This window comes from Bradyrhizobium sp. HKCCYLRH2060 (assembly GCF_051168135.1).
GTDB lineage: Bacteria > Pseudomonadota > Alphaproteobacteria > Rhizobiales > Xanthobacteraceae > Bradyrhizobium.
In genome coordinates this window covers 108,661-127,052 of sequence record NZ_JBNPUK010000006.1, presented here as the reverse complement: position 1 = coordinate 127,052, position 18,392 = coordinate 108,661, and the positions used below count along the sequence as shown (strand labels likewise).

The 18,392-nt window shown below is 66.1% G+C and carries 16 protein-coding genes; 2 read left to right on the top strand and 14 right to left on the bottom strand.

Features of this window, described 5'->3' with window-relative positions:
- Window positions 1-17: 17 nt before the first annotated feature.
- Complete coding sequence (locus ACQR10_RS14790) at window positions 18-527, bottom strand: MarR family winged helix-turn-helix transcriptional regulator (protein ID WP_315800540.1); 510 nt, start codon at window positions 525-527, stop codon at window positions 18-20.
- Window positions 517-1,149 carry a maleylacetoacetate isomerase gene (maiA, locus tag ACQR10_RS14785; protein WP_315800910.1) on the bottom strand — a complete coding sequence of 211 codons (633 nt, stop codon included), beginning with the start codon at window positions 1,147-1,149 and terminating at the stop codon, window positions 517-519. The genes ACQR10_RS14790 and maiA overlap by 11 nt, the downstream gene beginning before the upstream one ends.
- A gap of 102 nt (window positions 1,150-1,251) precedes the next feature.
- Between maiA and gtdA the strand changes: the two genes are divergently transcribed.
- The gene (gene gtdA, locus ACQR10_RS14780; protein WP_316239349.1) at window positions 1,252-2,289 is read left to right on the top strand and encodes a gentisate 1,2-dioxygenase; all 1,038 of its coding nucleotides are present in this window, start codon (window positions 1,252-1,254) and stop codon (window positions 2,287-2,289) included.
- Window positions 2,290-2,299: 10 nt separating this feature from the next.
- Here gtdA and ACQR10_RS14775 read toward each other — a convergent pair whose 3' ends face one another.
- The 10 genes from ACQR10_RS14775 to ACQR10_RS14730 all read right to left on the bottom strand — a co-directional run bounded on the left by ACQR10_RS14775 (window position 2,300) and on the right by ACQR10_RS14730 (window position 13,208).
- The gene (locus ACQR10_RS14775; RefSeq protein WP_434911989.1) at window positions 2,300-3,127 is read right to left on the bottom strand and encodes an ABC transporter permease; all 828 of its coding nucleotides are present in this window, start codon (window positions 3,125-3,127) and stop codon (window positions 2,300-2,302) included.
- A complete protein-coding gene (locus ACQR10_RS14770) occupies window positions 3,120-3,893 on the bottom strand; it encodes an ABC transporter ATP-binding protein (protein ID WP_316183153.1) in 774 nt (257 codons plus the stop codon). Before ACQR10_RS14770 ends, ACQR10_RS14775 begins: the two co-directional genes overlap by 8 nt.
- Before the next feature lie 42 nt (window positions 3,894-3,935).
- Window positions 3,936-4,937, bottom strand: a complete 1,002-nt coding sequence (locus tag ACQR10_RS14765) for an ABC transporter substrate-binding protein (RefSeq protein WP_316239352.1) — start codon at window positions 4,935-4,937, stop codon at window positions 3,936-3,938.
- Window positions 4,938-5,044: 107 nt separating this feature from the next.
- Entirely contained in the window at window positions 5,045-5,506 is a 462-nt protein-coding gene (locus ACQR10_RS14760; protein WP_316183155.1) for a hypothetical protein, read from the bottom strand.
- A gap of 25 nt (window positions 5,507-5,531) precedes the next feature.
- On the bottom strand, window positions 5,532-6,014 hold the full coding sequence (locus ACQR10_RS14755; protein WP_316183156.1) for a hypothetical protein: 483 nt from the start codon (window positions 6,012-6,014) through the stop codon (window positions 5,532-5,534).
- A 109-nt stretch (window positions 6,015-6,123) separates the two neighbouring features.
- Window positions 6,124-6,816 carry an alpha/beta hydrolase family protein gene (locus ACQR10_RS14750; protein WP_434846517.1) on the bottom strand — a complete coding sequence of 231 codons (693 nt, stop codon included), beginning with the start codon at window positions 6,814-6,816 and terminating at the stop codon, window positions 6,124-6,126.
- A gap of 59 nt (window positions 6,817-6,875) precedes the next feature.
- Window positions 6,876-8,891, bottom strand: a complete 2,016-nt coding sequence (locus ACQR10_RS14745; protein ID WP_316216880.1) for a methyl-accepting chemotaxis protein — start codon at window positions 8,889-8,891, stop codon at window positions 6,876-6,878.
- 35 nt (window positions 8,892-8,926) lie between these two features.
- Window positions 8,927-9,820, bottom strand: a complete 894-nt coding sequence (locus tag ACQR10_RS14740) for a TRAP transporter substrate-binding protein (RefSeq protein WP_316216804.1) — start codon at window positions 9,818-9,820, stop codon at window positions 8,927-8,929.
- Window positions 9,821-10,085: 265 nt separating this feature from the next.
- On the bottom strand, window positions 10,086-10,730 hold the full coding sequence (locus ACQR10_RS14735) for an NAD(P)H-binding protein (protein WP_316216805.1): 645 nt from the start codon (window positions 10,728-10,730) through the stop codon (window positions 10,086-10,088).
- A gap of 165 nt (window positions 10,731-10,895) precedes the next feature.
- Window positions 10,896-13,208, bottom strand: coding sequence for a Tex family protein (locus tag ACQR10_RS14730; protein ID WP_316216806.1), 2,313 nt, complete (start codon window positions 13,206-13,208; stop codon window positions 10,896-10,898).
- Window positions 13,209-13,404: 196 nt separating this feature from the next.
- On the opposite strand from ACQR10_RS14730, the gene ACQR10_RS14725 reads away from it, so the two are divergent.
- Window positions 13,405-15,465: an ATP-dependent helicase gene (locus tag ACQR10_RS14725; protein WP_315800551.1), complete on the top strand. Its 2,061-nt coding sequence runs from the start codon at window positions 13,405-13,407 to the stop codon at window positions 15,463-15,465.
- Between the two features lie 492 nt (window positions 15,466-15,957).
- Here the strand turns inward: ACQR10_RS14725 and ACQR10_RS14720 are convergent, their stop codons facing one another.
- Both ACQR10_RS14720 and ACQR10_RS14715 read right to left on the bottom strand, forming a co-directional pair.
- Complete coding sequence (locus tag ACQR10_RS14720; protein WP_316216808.1) at window positions 15,958-16,917, bottom strand: fatty acid desaturase family protein; 960 nt, start codon at window positions 16,915-16,917, stop codon at window positions 15,958-15,960.
- A 14-nt stretch (window positions 16,918-16,931) separates the two neighbouring features.
- Window positions 16,932-17,963, bottom strand: coding sequence for an alpha/beta fold hydrolase (locus ACQR10_RS14715; protein ID WP_316216809.1), 1,032 nt, complete (start codon window positions 17,961-17,963; stop codon window positions 16,932-16,934).
- Window positions 17,964-18,392: the final 429 nt, after the last annotated feature.

The following is an 18,392-nucleotide window of genomic DNA, read 5'->3' as shown; positions in this document are numbered from 1 at the left end:
GCCGCGGAGCTCCGCGATCAGCCGGCCTTGCCAAGATGCTCCAGTGCATCCTCGGCGCGCAGCGGCACCCGCGAGACCTCGTTGTTGAGATCGACGAGTTGCGCCAGCAGGGCCATCAGCATCTTGCGATCCGCGGCCTTCAGCGGCGCCAGCATGCGGGCCTGGGCGCGATCAACCGCCGGCATGATCGCACGGAGCAGTGCGCCACCCGTTCTGGTCAGGTAAAGGAGCTTGACGCGCTTGTCCTCGGCCGACGGTTTGCGCTCGATATGGCCCTTGCTCTCCAACCGCTCGATCACGCTGCCGAGCGTCGAACGGTCGAAGGCGATCACCGCCGACAACCGGGTGGCATCGATGCCCGGGTGCGTCTGGATCGCGACCAGCGCTGCGTATTGCACCGGCGTCAGGTCGAACTCCCGACACTCCTCGACGAAGATCGACACCGCAATCTGCTGCATCCGCCGGAACAGATAGCCCGGCTTGGTGTAGACTGCGTCCATCGTGATGTCGGGCGGCCTACTCGGCATCGGGCTGACGCTCCGGAGCAGCATCGGCGAAGGCCGGCAGCGCCTTCGCCGCGGCTTCGGCCTGCAGCAGGCGCGGGAACGCTGCGACATCGACGCCGAAGCGGCGTGCATTGCCGAGCTGCGGCACGAGACACAGATCCGCCAGGGTCGGCGCGGCACCGAAGCAGAATGGTCCGGGCTCATGCTTGATCAGCGCTTCGCAGGCAGCGAGCCCCTCGCGATTGGCCCAGCCGGCCCAGGCCGTGACCTTGTCCTCGGGCAGGCCGAGCTCCCGGAGCCGCGCCAGCACCTTCAGGTTCTGCACCGGATGGGTGTCGCAGGCGAGCACTTGCGCGAAGGCGCGGACCTGGGCGCGCCGCAACGGATCCTTCGGCAGCAGCGGCGGCTCAGGATGGGTCTCGTCGAGCCATTCGATGATCGCAAGCGACTGGATCAACGCGACGCCGCTGTCGTCCTCGAGCGCGGGGACCAACCCCTGCGGGTTGAGCGCGAGATAGGCGGGCGCGCGCTGCTCGCCCTTGCGGAGGTGATGCGGCAGATGCTCGGCCGTGAGACCCTTGAGGTTGAGCGCGATCCTGACTCGATAGGATGCGCTGCTGCGGAAATAGCCGTGCAGCTTCATCATGGCAGTCCTCCCGATGCGATAACTCTGGTTGTATTTGACGGTAATCAAATTGGCAGTATACTGTCAATTAAGAACGACATCTGATCATGGGAGGGACGCATGGCCGCAGTTTCGACACCGGAGCGCGAGGCGTTCTACAAGAAGATCGACGGCGAAAACATGACGGCGCTGTGGACGGTGATGAGCGATCTCATCACGCCCGAGCCGAAGAGCGCCTGCCGCCCGCATCTATGGCAGTTCGCGGCGATCCGCGACTATATGATCGAGGCCGGGCGGCTGATCACGGCGAAGGAGGCCGAGCGGCGCGTGCTCATCCTGGAGAATCCCGGGTTGCGCGGGCAATCCAAGATCACCACCTCGCTCTATGCCGGCGTTCAGATGGTGATCCCGGGCGACGTCGCCCCCGCCCATCGGCACAGCCAGTCCGCATTGCGCTTCGTGCTGGAAGGCAAGGGCGCCTTCACGACCGTCGAGGGCGAGCGCACCCTGATGGAGCCGGGCGACTTCATCATCACCCCGTCGATGACCTGGCACGATCACGGCAATGAGACCACCGAGCCGATGTTCTGGCTGGACGGCCTCGACATTCCGCTGGTGCAGTTTCTCGACGCATCGTTCGCGCAGGGCGCGCAGGAGGACCAGCAGAAGGTCGCGCGCCCCGCGGGCGACAGCTTCGCGCGCTACGGACATAACCTCCTGCCTGTCGACGCCAAGCGCAGATCCAGGACATCGCCGATCTTCAACTATCCCTACGTCTATACGCGCGAGGCGCTGGAGAACGCGAAGCGCAGCGAGGAATGGGATGCCTGCCACGGGCTGAAGCTGAAATTCTCAAATCCCGAGACCGGCGATTTCGCGATGCCGACGATCGGCACCTTCATCCAGCTGCTGCCGAAGGGCTTCAAGACCGCGCGCTATCGCTCGACCGACGCGACCGTGTTCACCGCGATCGAGGGCAAGGGCCGCAGCCGCATCGGCGACCAGACCTTCGAATGGGGCCCGCGCGATCTGTTCGTCGTTCCGAGCTGGCAATGGGTCAGCCACGAGCCGGACGAGGATGCGGTGCTGTTCTCGTTCTCGGATCGCCCGGTGCAGCAGAAGCTCGACCTGTTCCGCGAGGATCGCGGCAACGCGTGACGCCGGTCCGTCACCGCCAGCGCAGCAGCCGCGCCTCGAGCATGCTGATCAGCCGGCCGACGACGAGGCCGAACAGCGACAGGATCAGAATCCCCGCCATCAGCTGATCGGTCTGCATCAGGTTGCCGGCCTGCAGCACGAAAGTGCCGATGCCGGCCTCGGCGCCGATCATCTCCGCCGAAACCACCAGCATCAGCGCCACCGACGCGGTGATGCGGAAACCGGCGAGGATCGATGGCAGCGCCCCGGGCCAGATCACGCGGCGGACGATGGTCGGGAACGGCACGTCGAAGCTCTGCGCCATGCGGATCAAATTGCGCGGCACCGCATCGACGCCGCTATAGACCGAGATCGTGGTCGAGAAGAACACGCCCAGCGCGATCGTCGCGATCTTCGGCTGCTCGCCGATGCCGAGCCAAAGAATCAGCAACGGCAGCACGGCAATCTTCGGAATCGGAAACAGCGCAGAGACGAACGTGATGCCGATGCTGCGCGCAATGCGCCAGAGGCCGATCGCGAAGCCGACGACGATGCCTGTGGCCGTGCCGAGCGCCCAGCCGGATACGATGCGCACGAACGAGGCCGAGACATGCTGCCAGAGCGCGCCGCTTTCGGCCAATCGATACAGCGCGCCCAGGATCGTCAGCGGCGCCGGCAGGAACAGGGGATTGACCAGCCCGAGGCTGCCGACCAGTTGCCACAGGCCGAGAACCGCCGCGAGCGCCAGCCAGCCGGCCCAGCGGCTTGCGGCCGGCGTGAAGCCGCCGCCGCGGAACGGCACCTTCTTGCCCTGCTTGCCGGCGACCTCGGGCGGTTCGGCCGGGGACCGTTCAAGCATTCTGAACCTCGCGCTCGGCATCGATCGCCTCGCTCCGGATCAGCCCCCAGAGCTCGTTCTGCAGGTCCAGCAGTTGCGCGCGCACTCCGGCATCACCGCGGCTGCGCCGCGTCGCCGGGACGCTGACGACCCTCCGGATGCGGCCAGGACGGCGCGACAGCACGACGATGCGATCGGCGAGCCGCACCGCCTCCTCGAGATTATGCGTGACATAGATCGCCCCCATGGTGCCGTCCGCGAGCAGATCGACGAAATCCTCCATCAAGAGTTCGCGGGTCTGCGAGTCCAGCGCCGACAACGGCTCATCCATCAGCAGGATCGCCGGGCGGACCGCCAGCGCCCGGGCAATGCCGACCCGCTGGCGCATGCCGCCCGACAACTGCTTGGGATAGACGGTCCGGAAGTCGGCCAGCCCGGTCCGCTGCAACGCATCGTCGACGGCGGCGGCGCGCTGCTGCGTCGACAGCGATGTATGGAGGAGCGGAAACGCGACGTTATCGGCGACGCTCGCCCACGGCAGCAGCGCGAAGTCTTGGAACACGAACGTCAAGGGATTGAGGCTGCCGGGCGGCGGGGCTCCGCGCAGCAGCGCCTGCCCCTTGCTCGGCTGCAACAACCCGCCGAGGATCGACAGCAGCGTGCTCTTGCCGCAGCCGGACGGTCCAACGATGGCCACCACCTCGCCGGCTCCCACCGTGAACGACACGCCATCGAGCACTTCGAGCGCGTCGAAACGGTGGCTGATGGCCTCGGCGATCAGGTCCATGTCAGACGATCCCGCTGCAGGTCCGCACCGTGCCTGCCTTCATCAATCCGGCTTCACGAGGTCTTTGGCGATGATCGCAGCCGCATCATAGCCCTGGTCCGCGAAACCCTGCGCCTGAAGCCATTTGATCTGGCTGTCGATGTTCTTCACGTCGAGCTTGCCGTCGGGATCGATATAGGCGCAATTGCCCACCACCTGCTCGACCGGCAGGTTGGTGTACTTGCCGATGATCTCCAGCAATGGCCTGGTTTTGTCGTCGATGGCGGCAGTGCCGTCCTTGACCGAGGCGAGCACGACATCATGATACTCGCGCTCGGCGCGCTGAAGCGATGCCAGCAACTTGCCGACCAGGGCCGTGTTGGCCAGCGTCTTCGGCCCGGCGAACACGCCGGAGACCTGCCACGGCGTCTCGTCGCCGACCCAGCCGAGATGTTTGACGGCACCCTCCTCCATCAGCTTGCGCGCGACGGAAACCGGCATCAGCGCCGCGTCGACGGTTTCGCCCTTGATCGCGGCCGACATGTTGGACATCGACTGAAGCGGCACGATCTTCACGTCGCCGAGCTTGAAGCCGTATTTGTCGGCCAGCAGCCCCACCGAGTAGTGAAAGCTCGACCCGACCTGGGTCATCGCCACGCGCTTGCCGGCAATGTCCTTCGGCGTCTTGAGACCTGCCTCATAGGCCTTGTTGCTGGCAAAGTAGCCGATCAGCGGAAAGCCCGGGCGGTCGCGGCTCATGCCGGCGATGATCTTCAACGCGCCCTTGCCTGCAAGGTTGTACAATCCCGCGGTGAAGGCGGTCACCCCGACATCGACGTCGCCCGTGGCCGTCGCCACGGCGATCGGTTGCGCTGCATCGAAAAACTTCAGCTCGACGTCGAGGCCGGCGTCGCGGAAGTAGCCCTTGTCCAGCGCGATGAACACCGGCGCGGACGAGGATAGCCGGAGAACGCCGATCCGGAGCTTGGCGTCGTCGGCCAGCGCAGTGCCGATTGCTACGAGGCTCCAGAGCAGCCCCAGGACGAAGCCAACGCATCGGAACATCACACTCTCCAAGATCTGGCGACCCGCACACCCGGCCCAACGATGACGCCGACTTGTTGCAATATTTCGAGCCTGATGTCGCGCCAAATTTTCAGGGGATCGCAGCCTCAGAGGCCGGGCATCTTGCTCCCAGCCGCCTTGGTGCCGGCTGCCTTGGACTCGGTTGGCGTGGTCTCGACTGCCTTGGTCTCAGCGGAAAACCCATCTTCGAACCGCCCAGCTTCACTGCCCGCCCGACAGGTCAAGCCCGACAGAGCGCCGGCCATATTTTTCGCGCGGCACATCCCCTTGGCCGTGAGCTTGCGGATGTCACCATCCACCTTGAAGATGATCATATCGACGGGATAGGCGCGCGCGTTCGCGGGCTGCCGTTGTTCGACATCGCCGGGGCTCGAGACGGTCATCATCCCTCCGTCGAGCATCACGAAATAGAAGCCGGCTCGTCCATCACTGTAGCGCGTATTGAGCAAGGCACCCTTGCAGTCGGCGGTCCGGTCCTTTGCCGCGAGTACCACACGGTGGCCGAATGACGATGGGCGACGTCGCGACGAAGCCTCCCGCTGGTTCATCCTGCTTGTGCACAGGGTGACGGCCTCAGAACGTCTGCATCACCGGCTTCTCGCCATTGGACAGAAACAGCCCTTCAAAGCGGCCGATCTCGCTGTCGGCCGCGCATTCGATCAGGTCGGGTCCCTTGAATGGATTGCCGTGGCGGCACTGCCCCTTGGCCATCACCCTGTTGATCGCCGTCCGACTTTGGCCAAAGATCATCATGTCGACCGGTGTGACGAACTTGTCGGGGCCAGGTTGCTCCTGCAGATCGCCACGATTCGAGAACGTGACGATGCTGCCGTCGAGCAAGGTGAAGTAGAAGCCGGTGCGCTGATCGTCATAGTCGGTATTGAGCAGCGCGCCCTTGCATTCCGAGCTGCGATCCTTTCCAGCGACGATGAGCTTCTGGCAAGTTCCCTTCACGGTCACCATGGCGGTCAACCGGGCATCGGCGAACGATGGAGTTGCAGATTGCATCAGCACGCCGAGCGCACACACCGACACTGCCAACACCGCTGACTTCATCGGACTCCCCTCCCATGCCCTTGAGTACGACTATGCCTCAACCTCTGACGACATGGAAGTTCTATTTTTGTTCTCATATCACTTTTTCAGAAACGGCCGCTGCGGGGCGTCAGCCGGCACGGGCTTCGAGCGCCTGAAGCCACACCGCAAATGCCCCCGTCAATTCGTCCATGACGGCCTGATCATTCCGGCCGGAGCGCGCAGGCACGTGGAAGGCGTGGTCGGCCTGATCGAGCCAATGCAACGTCGCGCGCGGTCCCAGCCGCCTCACGACGGGCGCGAGCAGCTCCATCTCCGCAAGCTTGTCGCGCGTCCCCTGCAGGAACAGCATCGGGACCTCGATCGCGTCGAGATGATCGGCGCGCGCAATGGAGGGCTTGCCGGCGGGGTGAAGTGGAAAGCCGAGAAAGGCGAGCCCGGCCACGCCCGGCAGCGGCGCTGCACTCTGCGCCTGCGACGTCATGCGCGCCCCGAACGACTTGCCGCCCGCGACGAGCGGCAGCCCCGGACAGAGCCGCGCGGCCTCCGCCACGGCCGCCCGCACCGCGGCGTGGGCGAGCGCGGGCGGATCAGGGCGCTTGCTTCCCTTCTCCATGTAGGGAAACTGAAAGCGCAGCGTCGCGATGCCGCGTGCGGCAAGGCTTGCGGCGGTCTGGCTCATGAAGACGTGGCTCATGCCGGCGCCCGCGCCGTGGGCGAACACGAAACAGGCGCGCGGCCGAGGCGGGGCCATGAACAGCGCGGACACGACGCCCGCGCCGTCGACGGGAAGCGCAAGGGAGCGCGGCTGGTGCTCGGTCATGCCCCAGAGTGCGAGCCGGCGTCCCCTGCGTCAACTCCAGTGACCACCGGCTTTGCGGCTCAGGCCGCGGTCCGGATCGTCTGCAGGAAGTCGGCGACATTGCTCCTCAGCGAAGCGGCCTGCTGCTGCAGCGCGGCGGCCGCCGCCAGCGCAGCTTCAGCGCCGGCATCGGTCTGCCCGGCCACGTTGCGCACGTCGCCGATCTCCTGCGTCACCGCCGCCGTGCCGCTGGCCGCCTGTTCGACGTTGCGGGCGATCTCGCTGGTTGCGGCCCCCTGCTGCTCCACCGCGGCGGCGATCGCATTGGAGATCTCGGCGATCTCCCGCACCGTGGTTCCGAACTGGGCGATCGCGCCGACCGTCTCCTGCGTCGCGCTCTGGATGGTCGCGATCTGGCTCGAGATCTGCTCCGTCGCCTGCGCGGTCTGCGACGCCAAATTCTTCACCTCGCTCGCGACGATCGCAAAGCCGCGGCCGGCCTCGCCGGCACGCGCCGCCTCGATGGTGGCGTTGAGCGCCAGCAGGTTGGTCTGGCTCGCGATCGCCTGAATCAGTTGCACGATGGTGCCGATCCTCTCCGCCGCGCTGGACAGCCCGTCGATCAGTTCGGACGTCCGCTGGGTCTCGTGCGTCGCCCGGGTCGACACCGTGACCGAGCGCTGCACCTGGGAGGATATCTCCCTGATCGAGGCCGCGAGCTCCTGGGTCGCCGAGGCCACGGTCTGCACATTGACGGACGCCTGCTCGGCCCGGCTGGCGACCGCTTCCGCAAGGCCGCGGCCGCGTTCGGCGACGCGTGCCAGCTCGCTGGCGCTCTCGCCCATCTCGGTCGCACGCCCGCCGACGCCGGTGATGACACCCTGCATGCCCTGCTCGAACCGGCCAGCCAGATCGGACATCATGCGGGCGCGCTCGGCCTCCGCAGCTTCACGCTGTGTCGCCGCTTCCTGCTCCATGCGGCGGACAGCAAGCGCATTGTCACGGAAAATCTCCACGGCGCGCGCCATCCGGCCGATCTCGTCGCGCTGTTCACCACCGGGAATCGGCTGATCCAATTCGCCGGCCGCCAGCGACTGCATGCGGTCGGTCATGCCGCGGATCGGCGCCGACACGCTGGCGCCGATCAGCCAGGCCAGCACCGCTCCGAATATCACCGCTGCGGCTGCCGTCACGACGACGGTCTGCTTGGTATCTTCGACCGCGACGCCGGTCCTCGCGGCCTGCTCTGCACGCGCGGTCCCAAGCTGCCGGTTGATCTGGCTGACCTGGGTATCGATCGAGGCGCTCGCCTTGGCGAGTTCCGCCTGCTTGGCGCGCAGGTCCGCGGCCACCTTGATCACCTCCTCGAGCGCAGCGGCATCGGCCGTCAGAGCCTCTTTCAGCGCAGCAACCAGCGCCTTCAGCTTGGCATCATCGACACCCGCGATCTCGGCTTCCGTATCGGCAATCCCGAGCTTCGCATAGACGAAGGTGAGCCTGGCATCGTCGGCATCGCCATTCGACAACGTGTTGGTATAGCGCATCACCGCGATGCGAACCGCGTCGACGACGCTGGCCAGACGCAACGGATTCATCAGCGGCTCGCTGCCAGCGCGATTGGCGAGGGCCACCTGGATGCCGCCGATGTTGATGCCGGCAACGGCGCCCAATGCGTCGGTCTTGGTGGTCGCCGCGCGCAGCCGGTCCACGGCCTCGGCCGCGGCAACGAACGATGCGCGATAGGCGGCCAGCGCGCTTCGCACCGGTCCCACGCCGTCAGCCAGCACCTTCAGACGGCCGGACTGCTTCTCGACCTGATCGGCGAGACCGCCGACGGCGTCGATCGCCTTGCTGGCCGCATCCTTGTCACCGACGTTCCAGGTGCGGATGAATCTCTCGACCGCGCCGTTGGCACCGAGCAGCGCGGCGCGCACCTGCGACATGCCGGCGTCCCCGGCCGCGCTGGTGACGAGCTCATCCACGGTGCCGCCGATGCGCCCGACCTGGATCATGGCGAAACCGCCGAGCAACACCAGGAAGCTCAGGATCAGGGCGAAGCCGCCGAAGATTCGCGGGCGGACACCGATCCAAGACATCAGAGAAGACAGTTTCATCGATTTGCCCGGCTGTTTCACGGAGTGGACCTGATGGTGGCGAGCAGCTCCTTGCCGAAGCGCTTCTCGAAGTCGGCATCGAGCGGCTTGACCGCGTCGACGAAGGTCTTGCGGTCGAACGTCTCGATCACCTCCATGCCGGCCTTGCGCAACTCATCGAGCTTCTGCGCATCGAGCTGGGCCTGCCAGGTGACCTCCGCAGCCGCCTTGGCGGCGGCAACCAGCGCATCACGGTCCGCCGCATCGAGATGGTCGAACATCGCGCGGTTGGCGACGAAAGCGATCGGCGCGAAGAAATGCCCGGTGAGCGTCAGATATTTCTGCACCTCGTCGAAGCGATTGGCCGCGATGGTGGCGACCGGATTTTCCTGACCGTCGAGCCGGCCGTCCTTGAGCGCGGCATAGACCAGTGGGAAATCCATCGGCATCACGTCGGCGCCCAGCGCCTTGAAGGTCATCTGGTAGACCGGATTGGGGATGACGCGGATCTTGAGGCCCTTGACGTCATCGACGGTACGGACCGGACGCTTTGAGTTGGTGAGATTGCGAAAGCCCTGCTTGCCCAGCGCCAGCAGCACCAGTCCCTTGTCGGCGAACTTGGCGCCGATCGCGGCGGCGACAGGCCCTTGCGCAACCGCCTTGGCATGCGCGGTGTCACGAAACAGGAACGGGATGTCGAAGACGCCGAGCTCGGGCACCACCGCGCTGGCGATGCCGCCGGACACCACGGCCACGTCCACCGCGCCGCTCCGGGTTGCAGCCAGCACCGCCGCCTCGCTGCCGAATGCGTTGCCCGCACGCTCATCGATGATGAGCCGCTTGCCGGCCAGCGCCTGCAGCTTCACGCGAAATTCGTCCGACCCGACCTGCTGCGGATTCTGAACCTGCGAGTTGAAGACCAGCGACACCATTCGCGGAGACGCCGTCGCCGCTTGGGATCCGAGCAGGGTTCCCACCAACGCCAAGAAACAAAATTCAAGCAGCTGTCTGCGCATGAAACACCGGGCTCGTTTTTCCTCGATGCACAACTAACAGCCAGATATGGTTAAGATGTTAAGACCCCGACAGTCGCAGGCGATGAGCCGTATAACTACGGAGATCGCCGAACCCCACCAATCGAATTCGCTTTTTCATAAATGGCGCGACTTGGCCGCTACGCAAGAGCGGCAGGCTCGATCATCGGCGCATGGCCCCTGACAGCATCACTCGCTTGCCGGCAACTGTAGGAACAGCCATGAGCAGCGCGTTGGCGACGTCCGCCGCGGCGATGGGCTTGTAGTTCGCCGGGATCAGGAAGCCGATGATGTTGTTCAGCCTGTTGCCCCATTCCTCGCCCGGCCGGCTCGGCTGTCCCAGCTCCGTCCGCGCGCCGACCAGCAGCGAAGGCCGCGCGATCACCAGTCCCTCGAAGGGCAGCGCGGTGAGCTCATCCTCGAGCTCACCCTTCACCCGGCTATAGAAGACGCGCGACGTGCTATCTGCCCCCATCGCGCTGACCAGACCGACGCGCCTGGTGCCGCTCGCGAGCGCGGCCCTGGCGACGGCGAGGTTTGCGTCGTGATCGATGGCGCGGAAGGCGGCCTGGCTCCCGGCCACCTTGATCGTGGTCCCTAGAGCCAGATAGAGCTCGTCGGCCGGCGGCAGGGACGGCAGCGCGGTGAAATCCACGACATGGGCCGTCAGCTTGGGTGAAACGTCAGGGGGCGCACGGCGGCCGACGACGTGCACATGATCCACGGTCGGATCGGCGAGCAGACCGCGAAGCAGCTCCCGTCCCACCAGCCCGGTTGCGCCGGCAATGATCACGGTCCGGTTCGTCATGCGCGGTCCCCACTCACAACCCGCCGACCAATGTACGCGTGGCCGCGGAGATAGGGAAGGCGGCAACGACACGACGCCGAATGCCACGACGCCGAATGCCATGGCGCCGCAGAGATGGCGCCGCAGACGGGACATGCCCTCCGCGGCGCCTCATCACCATCCGCCTCAGGCGCCCTTGCGCCGCTCCGCGGCCTTGGCCATCGCCGCGGCGAACGCGCCGCCGCCGGACGGCTTCTCCTCACGCGTGGTCATGCGCCCCGCAGGCGGCCGTGCGCTGGTCCGCTTCTCGCCCTTGGCCGGCAGCGGATCGGACAGCCGAAGCGTCAGCGAGATGCGGTTGCGCGGCACGTCGACGTCGAGCACCTTGACCTTCACGACCTGCCCCGGCTTCACCACCTCGCGCGGATCGTTGATGCGCTTCTCGGACATCGCCGAGATGTGGATCAGGCCGTCCTGGTGCACGCCGATATCGGCAAAGGCGCCGAAAGCCGCGACGTTGGTGATGGTCGCCTCCAGGATCATGCCCGGCTTGAGATGGGTGATCTTCTCGACGCCCTCCTGGAAGGTCGCGGTCTTGAACTCCGGACGCGGATCGCGGCCCGGCTTCTCCAGCTCCTTGATGATGTCGGTGACCGTCGGCACGCCGAAGCGCTCGTCGGCGAACTTCGCCGGATTGAGCGTCTTCAAGGTCTTGGTGTCGCCGATCAGCACCTTGATGTCGCTCTTTGTCGTCTCCAGGATCTTCTTCACGACCGGATAGGATTCCGGGTGCACGCCGGAGGCATCGAGCGGGTTGTCACCGTCGCGGATGCGCAAAAAGCCGGCGCACTGCTCGAACGCCTTCGGACCCAACCGCGGCACCTCCTTAAGCTTGTCGCGGGTCGGGAACGGACCGTTGGCATCGCGATGCGCGACGATGTTCTGCGCCAGGCTCTCGCCGATGCCCGACACCCGCGCCAGCAGCGGCGCCGAGGCGGTGTTGAGATCGACGCCGACGGCGTTCACGCAGTCCTCGACGGTGGCATCGAGCGCGCGGGCCAGCTCATACTGGTTGAGATCGTGCTGATACTGGCCGACGCCGATCGAGGCCGGCGGCACCTTGACGAGTTCGCCGAGCGGATCCTGCAGGCGGCGCGCGATCGAGACCGCGCCGCGGATCGAGACGTCGAGATTGGGGAATTCCTTGGCGGCGAACTCCGAGGCCGAATAGACCGACGCGCCGGCTTCCGACACGATCGCCTTGGTCAGCTTGAGATCCGGCTTCAGCTTCATCAAATCGTTGACCAGCTTCTCCGTCTCGCGCGACGCCGTGCCGTTGCCGATGGCGACGAGATCGATGCCGTGCTTCACGCAGAGTTGCGCCAGTGTCAGCATGCTCTCGTTCCACTGCCGCTGCGGCTCGTGCGGATAGATCGTGGCGTGATCGACGAACTTGCCGGTGCGGTCGATGACCGCGACCTTGACGCCGGTGCGGAAGCCGGGATCGAGCCCGAGCGTGGCGCGGCCGCCGGCGGGGGCGGCGAGCAGCAGATCGCGCAGGTTCGCCGCGAACACGCGCACCGCCTCCTTCTCCGCCTCCTGCCAAAGACGCATGCGGATATCGAGCGCCAGCGAGGTCTTGATGCGCGTGCGCCAGGCCCAGCGCACGGAGTCCGACAGGAACTGATCGGCGGGGCGGCCTTGGCGCGAGATGCCGAACGTCACCGCGATGCGGTTCTCGTACAGCGACGGATCCTTCGAATCCTCGGGCTCCCCATCGCCGAAATCGAGCTGCAGCACCTCTTCCTTCTCGCCGCGCAGCATCGCCAGGATGCGGTGAGACGGCAGCTTGGTGAAGGGCTCGGCGAAATCGAAGTAGTCGGCGAACTTGGCGCCCTCGGTCTTCTTGCCGTGCCGCACGGACGATTTCACAGCGCCGCGAGTCCACATCTCCTCGCGCAGCGAGCCGACGAGGTCGGCATGCTCGGCGAAGCGTTCGACCAGGATCGCGCGGGCGCCGTCGAGCGCGGCCTTGACGTCCTTGACCGGATTGTCGCCGTCCTTCTTGATGAATGCCTTCGCCTCGTCTTCCGGATTCTTCATGGGATCGCCGATCAGCATGTCGGCAAGCGGCTCGAGCCCGGCTTCCTTCGCGATCTGCGCCTTGGTGCGGCGCTTCTCCTTGAACGGCAGATAGATGTCCTCGAGCCGGGCCTTGGTGTCGGCGGTCGCGAGCGCCAGCTCGATCTCCGGCGTCATCTTGCCCTGCGACTTGATGCTCTCGATGATCGCGGTGCGCCGTGCATCCATCTCGCGCAGATATCGCAGCCGTTCCTCCAAGGTGCGCAACTGCGTGTCGTCCAGCATGCCGGTCGCCTCCTTGCGGTAGCGCGCGATGAACGGCACGGTCGCGCCGCCGTCGAGCAGGTCGATCGCGGCCTGGACCTGGGCATCCCTGACGGCGAGCTCAGCGGCAATGATGGAGGCAAAATTCGACACGGTGTTCTTCCGAGATTCGTGACGGGGCTGATTGGATAGGAGTGCACGCGCGCCAGCGCAAGCGGCTGGCGGACGCTCTGTGGGCAACCGTGGCAAAAAAGACCGGTTGCGAATCATGTAAAACGCTGTCGCGACCGGGCCATCGCGTTGCACATGCGGCGCAAATCACTGATTCTTGCAGGTTGAGGGACGATTCGTGCAGGCCACGGCTGCGACATATCTCGACGATCTCAATCCGGAGCAGCGCCGCGCCGTCGAGCATGGCGGTGCCTGCGCCGCGCCGGGCCCGCCGCTGCTGATCATTGCCGGCGCGGGCTCGGGCAAGACCAACACGCTCGCGCATCGCGTCGCACATCTGCTCGTCAATGGCGCCGATCCGCGCCGCATCCTGCTGATGACGTTCTCGCGCCGCGCGGCGAGCGAAATGAGCCGCAGGGTCGAGCGCATCGCCCGCAAGGTGCTGGGCGGCCAGGCCGAGGCCGTTACCGCGGGCCTGACCTGGGCCGGCACGTTTCATGGCCTCGGCGCGCGGATGCTGCGCGACTACGCCGAGCGCGTCGGTCTCGACCCTGTGTTCACGATCCATGATCGCGAGGATTCCGCCGACCTGATGAATTTGGTGCGGCATGAGCGCGGCCTGTCCAACACGCAGCGGCGCTTCCCGACCAAAGGCACTTGCCTTGCGATCTACTCGCGTTGCGTCAACGCCGACATGCCGCTGGAGGAAGCGCTGGTGCGGCATTTTCCGTGGTGCGCGGAATGGGCCGGCGAGCTGAAGGGCCTGTTCGCCGCTTACGTCGAGGCCAAGCAGGCCAATGCCGTGCTCGACTACGACGATCTGCTGCTGTACTGGGCGCAGATGATGGCGGACGACACGATCGCGCGGGAGATCGGCGATCGATTCGATCACGTGCTGGTCGACGAATATCAGGACACGAACCGGCTGCAGTCGCAGATCCTGCTCGGCTTGAAGCCGACTGGGGCGGGCCTCACCGTGGTCGGCGACGATGCGCAGTCGATCTACGCCTTCCGCGCCGCCACGGTGCGCAACATCCTGGACTTTCCCGATCAGTTCAGCCCGCGCGCCGACATCGTCACGCTCGACCGCAACTACCGCTCGACCCAGCCGATCCTCACGGCGGCCAATGGCGTGATCGGGCTGGCGCGCGAGCGCTTCACCAAGAATCTGTGGACCGACCGCACGAGCTCGCGCAAGCCGCAGCTCGTGACCGTCGGCGACGAGACCGACCAGGCGCGCTACATCGTCGAGCAGGTGCTGGCGAAGCGCGAGGAAGGCATCGTGCTGAAACAGCAGGCCGTGCTGTTCCGCACGTCGTCGCACAGCGGTCCCCTGGAGTTCGAGCTCACGCGCCGCAACATCCCGTTCGTGAAGTTCGGCGGGCTGAAGTTCCTCGATGCCGCTCACGTGAAAGACGTGCTGGCCTGCCTGCGCTTCGTTGCCAACCCACGCGACCGCATCGCCGGCTTCCGCGTGCTGCATCTGATCCCGGGCATCGGCCCGGCGTCGGCGCAGCGCCTGCTTGATGCCGTGAGTGAAAGCGCCGACCCGATCGCGCGGCTGTGCGAGCAGCCAACGCCGGCGCGCGCCGGCGAGGACTGGACCGCGTTCGTGCGCACGCTGGAGCAATTGCGCGTCTCGCAATGGCCCGGAGATATTGAGCGCGTCAGGCACTGGTATCAGCCGCATCTCGAGCGCGTCCACGACGACGCCGAGGTCCGCACCGCCGATTTGCTGCAGCTCGAGCAGATCGCGAGCGGCTATCCCTCGCGCGAACGCTTCCTCACCGAGCTGACGCTCGACCCGCCCGACGCCACCTCCGATCAGGCCGGCGTGCCCCTGCTCGACGAGGACTATCTGATCCTCTCCACCATCCATTCCGCCAAGGGGATGGAGTGGAATTCCGTACACGTCCTCAACGTCGTCGACGGCTGCATGCCATCCGATCTCGGCGCCGGCTCCAGCGCCGAATTGGAGGAGGAACGCCGGCTGCTCTATGTCGCGATGACCCGCGCCAAGGACGATCTGCATCTCCTGGTGCCGCAGCGCTTCTTCGTCCACGGCCAGCCGGTGCGCGGCGATCGTCATGTCTATGCCTCGCGCACGCGGTTCATTCCCGAAGCGCTGGTGCCGCTGTTCGAGCGGACCAGCTGGCCGCGGGTGCAGAGGGGCGCGGCGGTGGCGAGCCAGGGGCCGCGCATCGATCTTGGCGCGCGAATGCGCGAGCGGTGGCGGTGAGCTGACGGCACAGCGATGACATCAGCGCGGCGCCAATGACTGAGCCTCCCCCATAAGGCGGGTGCCGGGAAGTAGCGCACCGGTCGAGTGCAATGGTTTGCCGAAATCTTTAGCGACGTGGTCGGTCTGCGCCTCCCCCGCTTGCGGGGGAGGTCGCATCGCATCGTCAGATGCGATGCGGGCGGGGGATGCTCTGGAAAGACTGCCGCTGTGGCGCCCCCACCCCAGCCCTCCCCCGCAAGCGCAGGGCTATCGCATATGGCCACTCTGAGTGTGTCGCGAAACCGTCTCCACATCGTCATGCCCGGGCTCCGTCCCGGGCATCCACGTCGTTCTCAGCATGCCGGACGACGTGGATGGCCGGGACAAGCCCGGCCATGACGACGCGGAGGGAGATGGGCGCAAAACATCGATCGCCATATGCGATAGCCCTGCCCGCAAGCGGGAGAGGGAGCGCACCGGCCGAGCGGCGATAACTCGGACCCGAACTCATCATGGATGAGACTTCGTTTCCTTCCACTGAGCGCGAAACCATGCCCGGGTGTGCCGCGTCACGGCGAGGTAGCCCTGCCCGCGATACTTGATCTCGCCGTCGACGATCGCATGCAGCTTCGGCAGCGCGTGGAACGGCACCGCCGGATAGGCGTGATGCTCGACGTGATAGGGCATGTTCCAGGCGAGCCAATGCACGACCTGCGTGGTGAAGGTGGTGCGGGTGTTCTGGAAGGCACTCTTGGCATGATCGCAGCCGGTGTGCTCGGCGTAGAGATAAGGCCGCAGGACCAGCTGTCCCAGCAGCAGCGGCACCACCCAGACCCACAGCAATAACGCGCTGTGCAGCGCGAGCGAGCCGATCAAGAGCAGCGCGTAGCCTGCGACGTAGGCGCGCGCCTCGCGCACGATGGTGGCGCGGCGGCCGGCGGGGACCCAGGGCACCGTCACCTCACCGGTGACCGCGTGCTTGAGCACCAGGCGGAGACGGCCGGCGACCTGGACCAGGCCGGAATAGGCGATCGCAAGCTGGGTCTCCGAGCGCGGCTTGGGGCCAACGATCAGCTCCGGGTCGCGCTCCGGATCCTGGGTGTGGCGATGATGCTCCCAGTGGAACAGGCAGTAATAGTCATAGGGCAGTCCGATCAGGAAGCCGGAGAGGTTGCCGATCGCGAAGTTGAGCCTGCGGCTGTCGAACGCGGTCTTGTGCGCAGTCTCGTGCACCGCCATGAACAGGAACGCGATCAGCACGCCCTGCACCGGCAGCAAGGGCAGCGCCCACAGCGCACCATGCGTCGATGCGATCACTCCGATCAGCGCACCCACCCCGATGATCGCACCATAATGGCTGAGCGTGCGGAGCGCGCCCTGCAGGTTGGAGCGCGTGCAGAGCTGCTGCAAGACCGGCGGTGTCAGCAGCTTCGGGCGGGGCGCGAATTCGTCGGTGGGCACGTCGGTCATGTCGAACTCGGGTGTCAGCTCTGGAGAAGCGCGGAAACGTTGGCCTTGATGAAGTCGTGATCGGCCGGGATGCGGACGGGATTGCCGGCCCGGTGGCCGTGGATCGAGGGGATCGGCCGCAGCACAGCGGAACGGGCGTTGACCAGTTTCGGCAGCTCGCGTTCGTTGTCGCGCCAGTCGAAATAGCGGTCGGTCTGCCCCGGCATCAGCAGTATGTGCGCGCTGATCGCCGCCAGCGCCCGATCGAGATCGCCGCCGAACGCCGCGCAATTGCTGATGTCGCCACCCTGCCAGATCGCGATCTGCGCCAGCAGGTTGTCGGCATCGCGATGCGCGAACGCTAAGTCCCAGGTCGCGGCGAGATAGTCCTCCTGCGAGCCAAAACCCTGCTCGCGCCAAGCCTCGTCGCGGTAGAACTCATAGGACATCGCCCAGCCGGCATAGATGCGGCCCATGGCGCGCAGGCCGGCGACAGGCTTCTCGACGAAGCGGCCGTTGCGGAACGCGGGATCGGCCGTCAGCGCCGCCTTCACGGCGTCCAGGAACAGATGGTTATACGGCGAGCAGCGCGCGCTGCCGCACACCACCGCCGCACGCTCCACCATGTCCGGATGGCGCGCGGCCCAGTGATAGGCCTGCATGCCGCCCATCGACCAGCCATAGACCAGCGCGATCCGGCTGATCCCGAACTGTTCCTCCACGAGCCGGCGCTGCACCGCGACCGCGTCGTGATAGTTGATCGACGGGAACGGCGCGTCGCCGAACAGTTCGCGCGTATTCGAGGGCGACGACGACAGGCCATTGCCGAACAGGTTCGGAATGATGATGAAGTAGCTGCTCGGATCGAGCGCGCCGCCGGGCGCGACCAGCCACTCGGTGTCGACGTGCTGGGCGCCGAACGAGGTCGGATAGAGGATGACGTTGTCCTTGGCCGCGTTCAGCGTGCCATAGGTCTTGTAGGCGAGCCGCAGTGACGGGAACGTCACGCCCGATTGCAGCACGACGTCGCCTGCCTCGAAGATCTGATAGTCGCTGCCGGTCGCCATGTGCGTCATCCCGTGTGATCGATGATCGGAGCCTAGGTGATGCGCGGCCGCGCCACACGCCCATTTTTTGGCATGGCATGACCGCACAACAGGCGCGGCCGGCCATCGCATCGGCCGAGGTCATGCGTTCGCGCTCTCGCGGCCGCGCTAGCCCGAGCCTTGTCCGGATCGTTCGCCCTCGGAAACGTGAGGGCGCAGGGAAGACCGGGAGCTCGCCGCCCCCATGGCCCGCCTGCGAAAAAAAATGCAGGCGGCAGGAACCACAGGTTCGGCTGGAACATCCCGGCCTTCCCTGCGCGATGGTTTTACAGCTGCTTCGCGATCTCCCTGGGGACCGGCTGTCTTGCCCCCATCGTCGGCGCGCTGCGCTTCCGCACCGCCGTCCGGCTTGACCTCAGCATCGGGAGGCCAGGACCACGCGACTTGACT

Excerpts from the sequence above, each read along its gene's own strand:
- ACQR10_RS14755 (WP_316183156.1), bottom strand. The coding sequence starts at position 6,014 with ATGAAGTCAGCGGTGTTGGCAGTGTCGGTGTGTGCGCTCGGCGTGCTG.
- ACQR10_RS14760 (WP_316183155.1), bottom strand. The coding sequence starts at position 5,506 with ATGAACCAGCGGGAGGCTTCGTCGCGACGTCGCCCATCGTCATTCGGC.
- ACQR10_RS14750 (WP_434846517.1), bottom strand. The coding sequence starts at position 6,816 with ATGACCGAGCACCAGCCGCGCTCCCTTGCGCTTCCCGTCGACGGCGCG.
- ACQR10_RS14745 (WP_316216880.1), bottom strand. The coding sequence starts at position 8,891 with ATGTCTTGGATCGGTGTCCGCCCGCGAATCTTCGGCGGCTTCGCCCTG.
- ACQR10_RS14775 (WP_434911989.1), bottom strand. The coding sequence starts at position 3,127 with ATGCTTGAACGGTCCCCGGCCGAACCGCCCGAGGTCGCCGGCAAGCAG.
- ACQR10_RS14740 (WP_316216804.1), bottom strand. The coding sequence starts at position 9,820 with ATGGTGTCGCTGGTCTTCAACTCGCAGGTTCAGAATCCGCAGCAGGTC.
- gtdA (WP_316239349.1), top strand. The coding sequence starts at position 1,252 with ATGGCCGCAGTTTCGACACCGGAGCGCGAGGCGTTCTACAAGAAGATC.
- ACQR10_RS14765 (WP_316239352.1), bottom strand. The coding sequence starts at position 4,937 with ATGTTCCGATGCGTTGGCTTCGTCCTGGGGCTGCTCTGGAGCCTCGTA.
- ACQR10_RS14720 (WP_316216808.1), bottom strand. The coding sequence starts at position 16,917 with ATGACCGACGTGCCCACCGACGAATTCGCGCCCCGCCCGAAGCTGCTG.
- ACQR10_RS14790 (WP_315800540.1), bottom strand. The coding sequence starts at position 527 with ATGCCGAGTAGGCCGCCCGACATCACGATGGACGCAGTCTACACCAAG.
- ACQR10_RS14715 (WP_316216809.1), bottom strand. The coding sequence starts at position 17,963 with ATGGCGACCGGCAGCGACTATCAGATCTTCGAGGCAGGCGACGTCGTG.
- ACQR10_RS14735 (WP_316216805.1), bottom strand. The coding sequence starts at position 10,730 with ATGACGAACCGGACCGTGATCATTGCCGGCGCAACCGGGCTGGTGGGA.
- maiA (WP_315800910.1), bottom strand. The coding sequence starts at position 1,149 with ATGAAGCTGCACGGCTATTTCCGCAGCAGCGCATCCTATCGAGTCAGG.
- ACQR10_RS14770 (WP_316183153.1), bottom strand. The coding sequence starts at position 3,893 with ATGGACCTGATCGCCGAGGCCATCAGCCACCGTTTCGACGCGCTCGAA.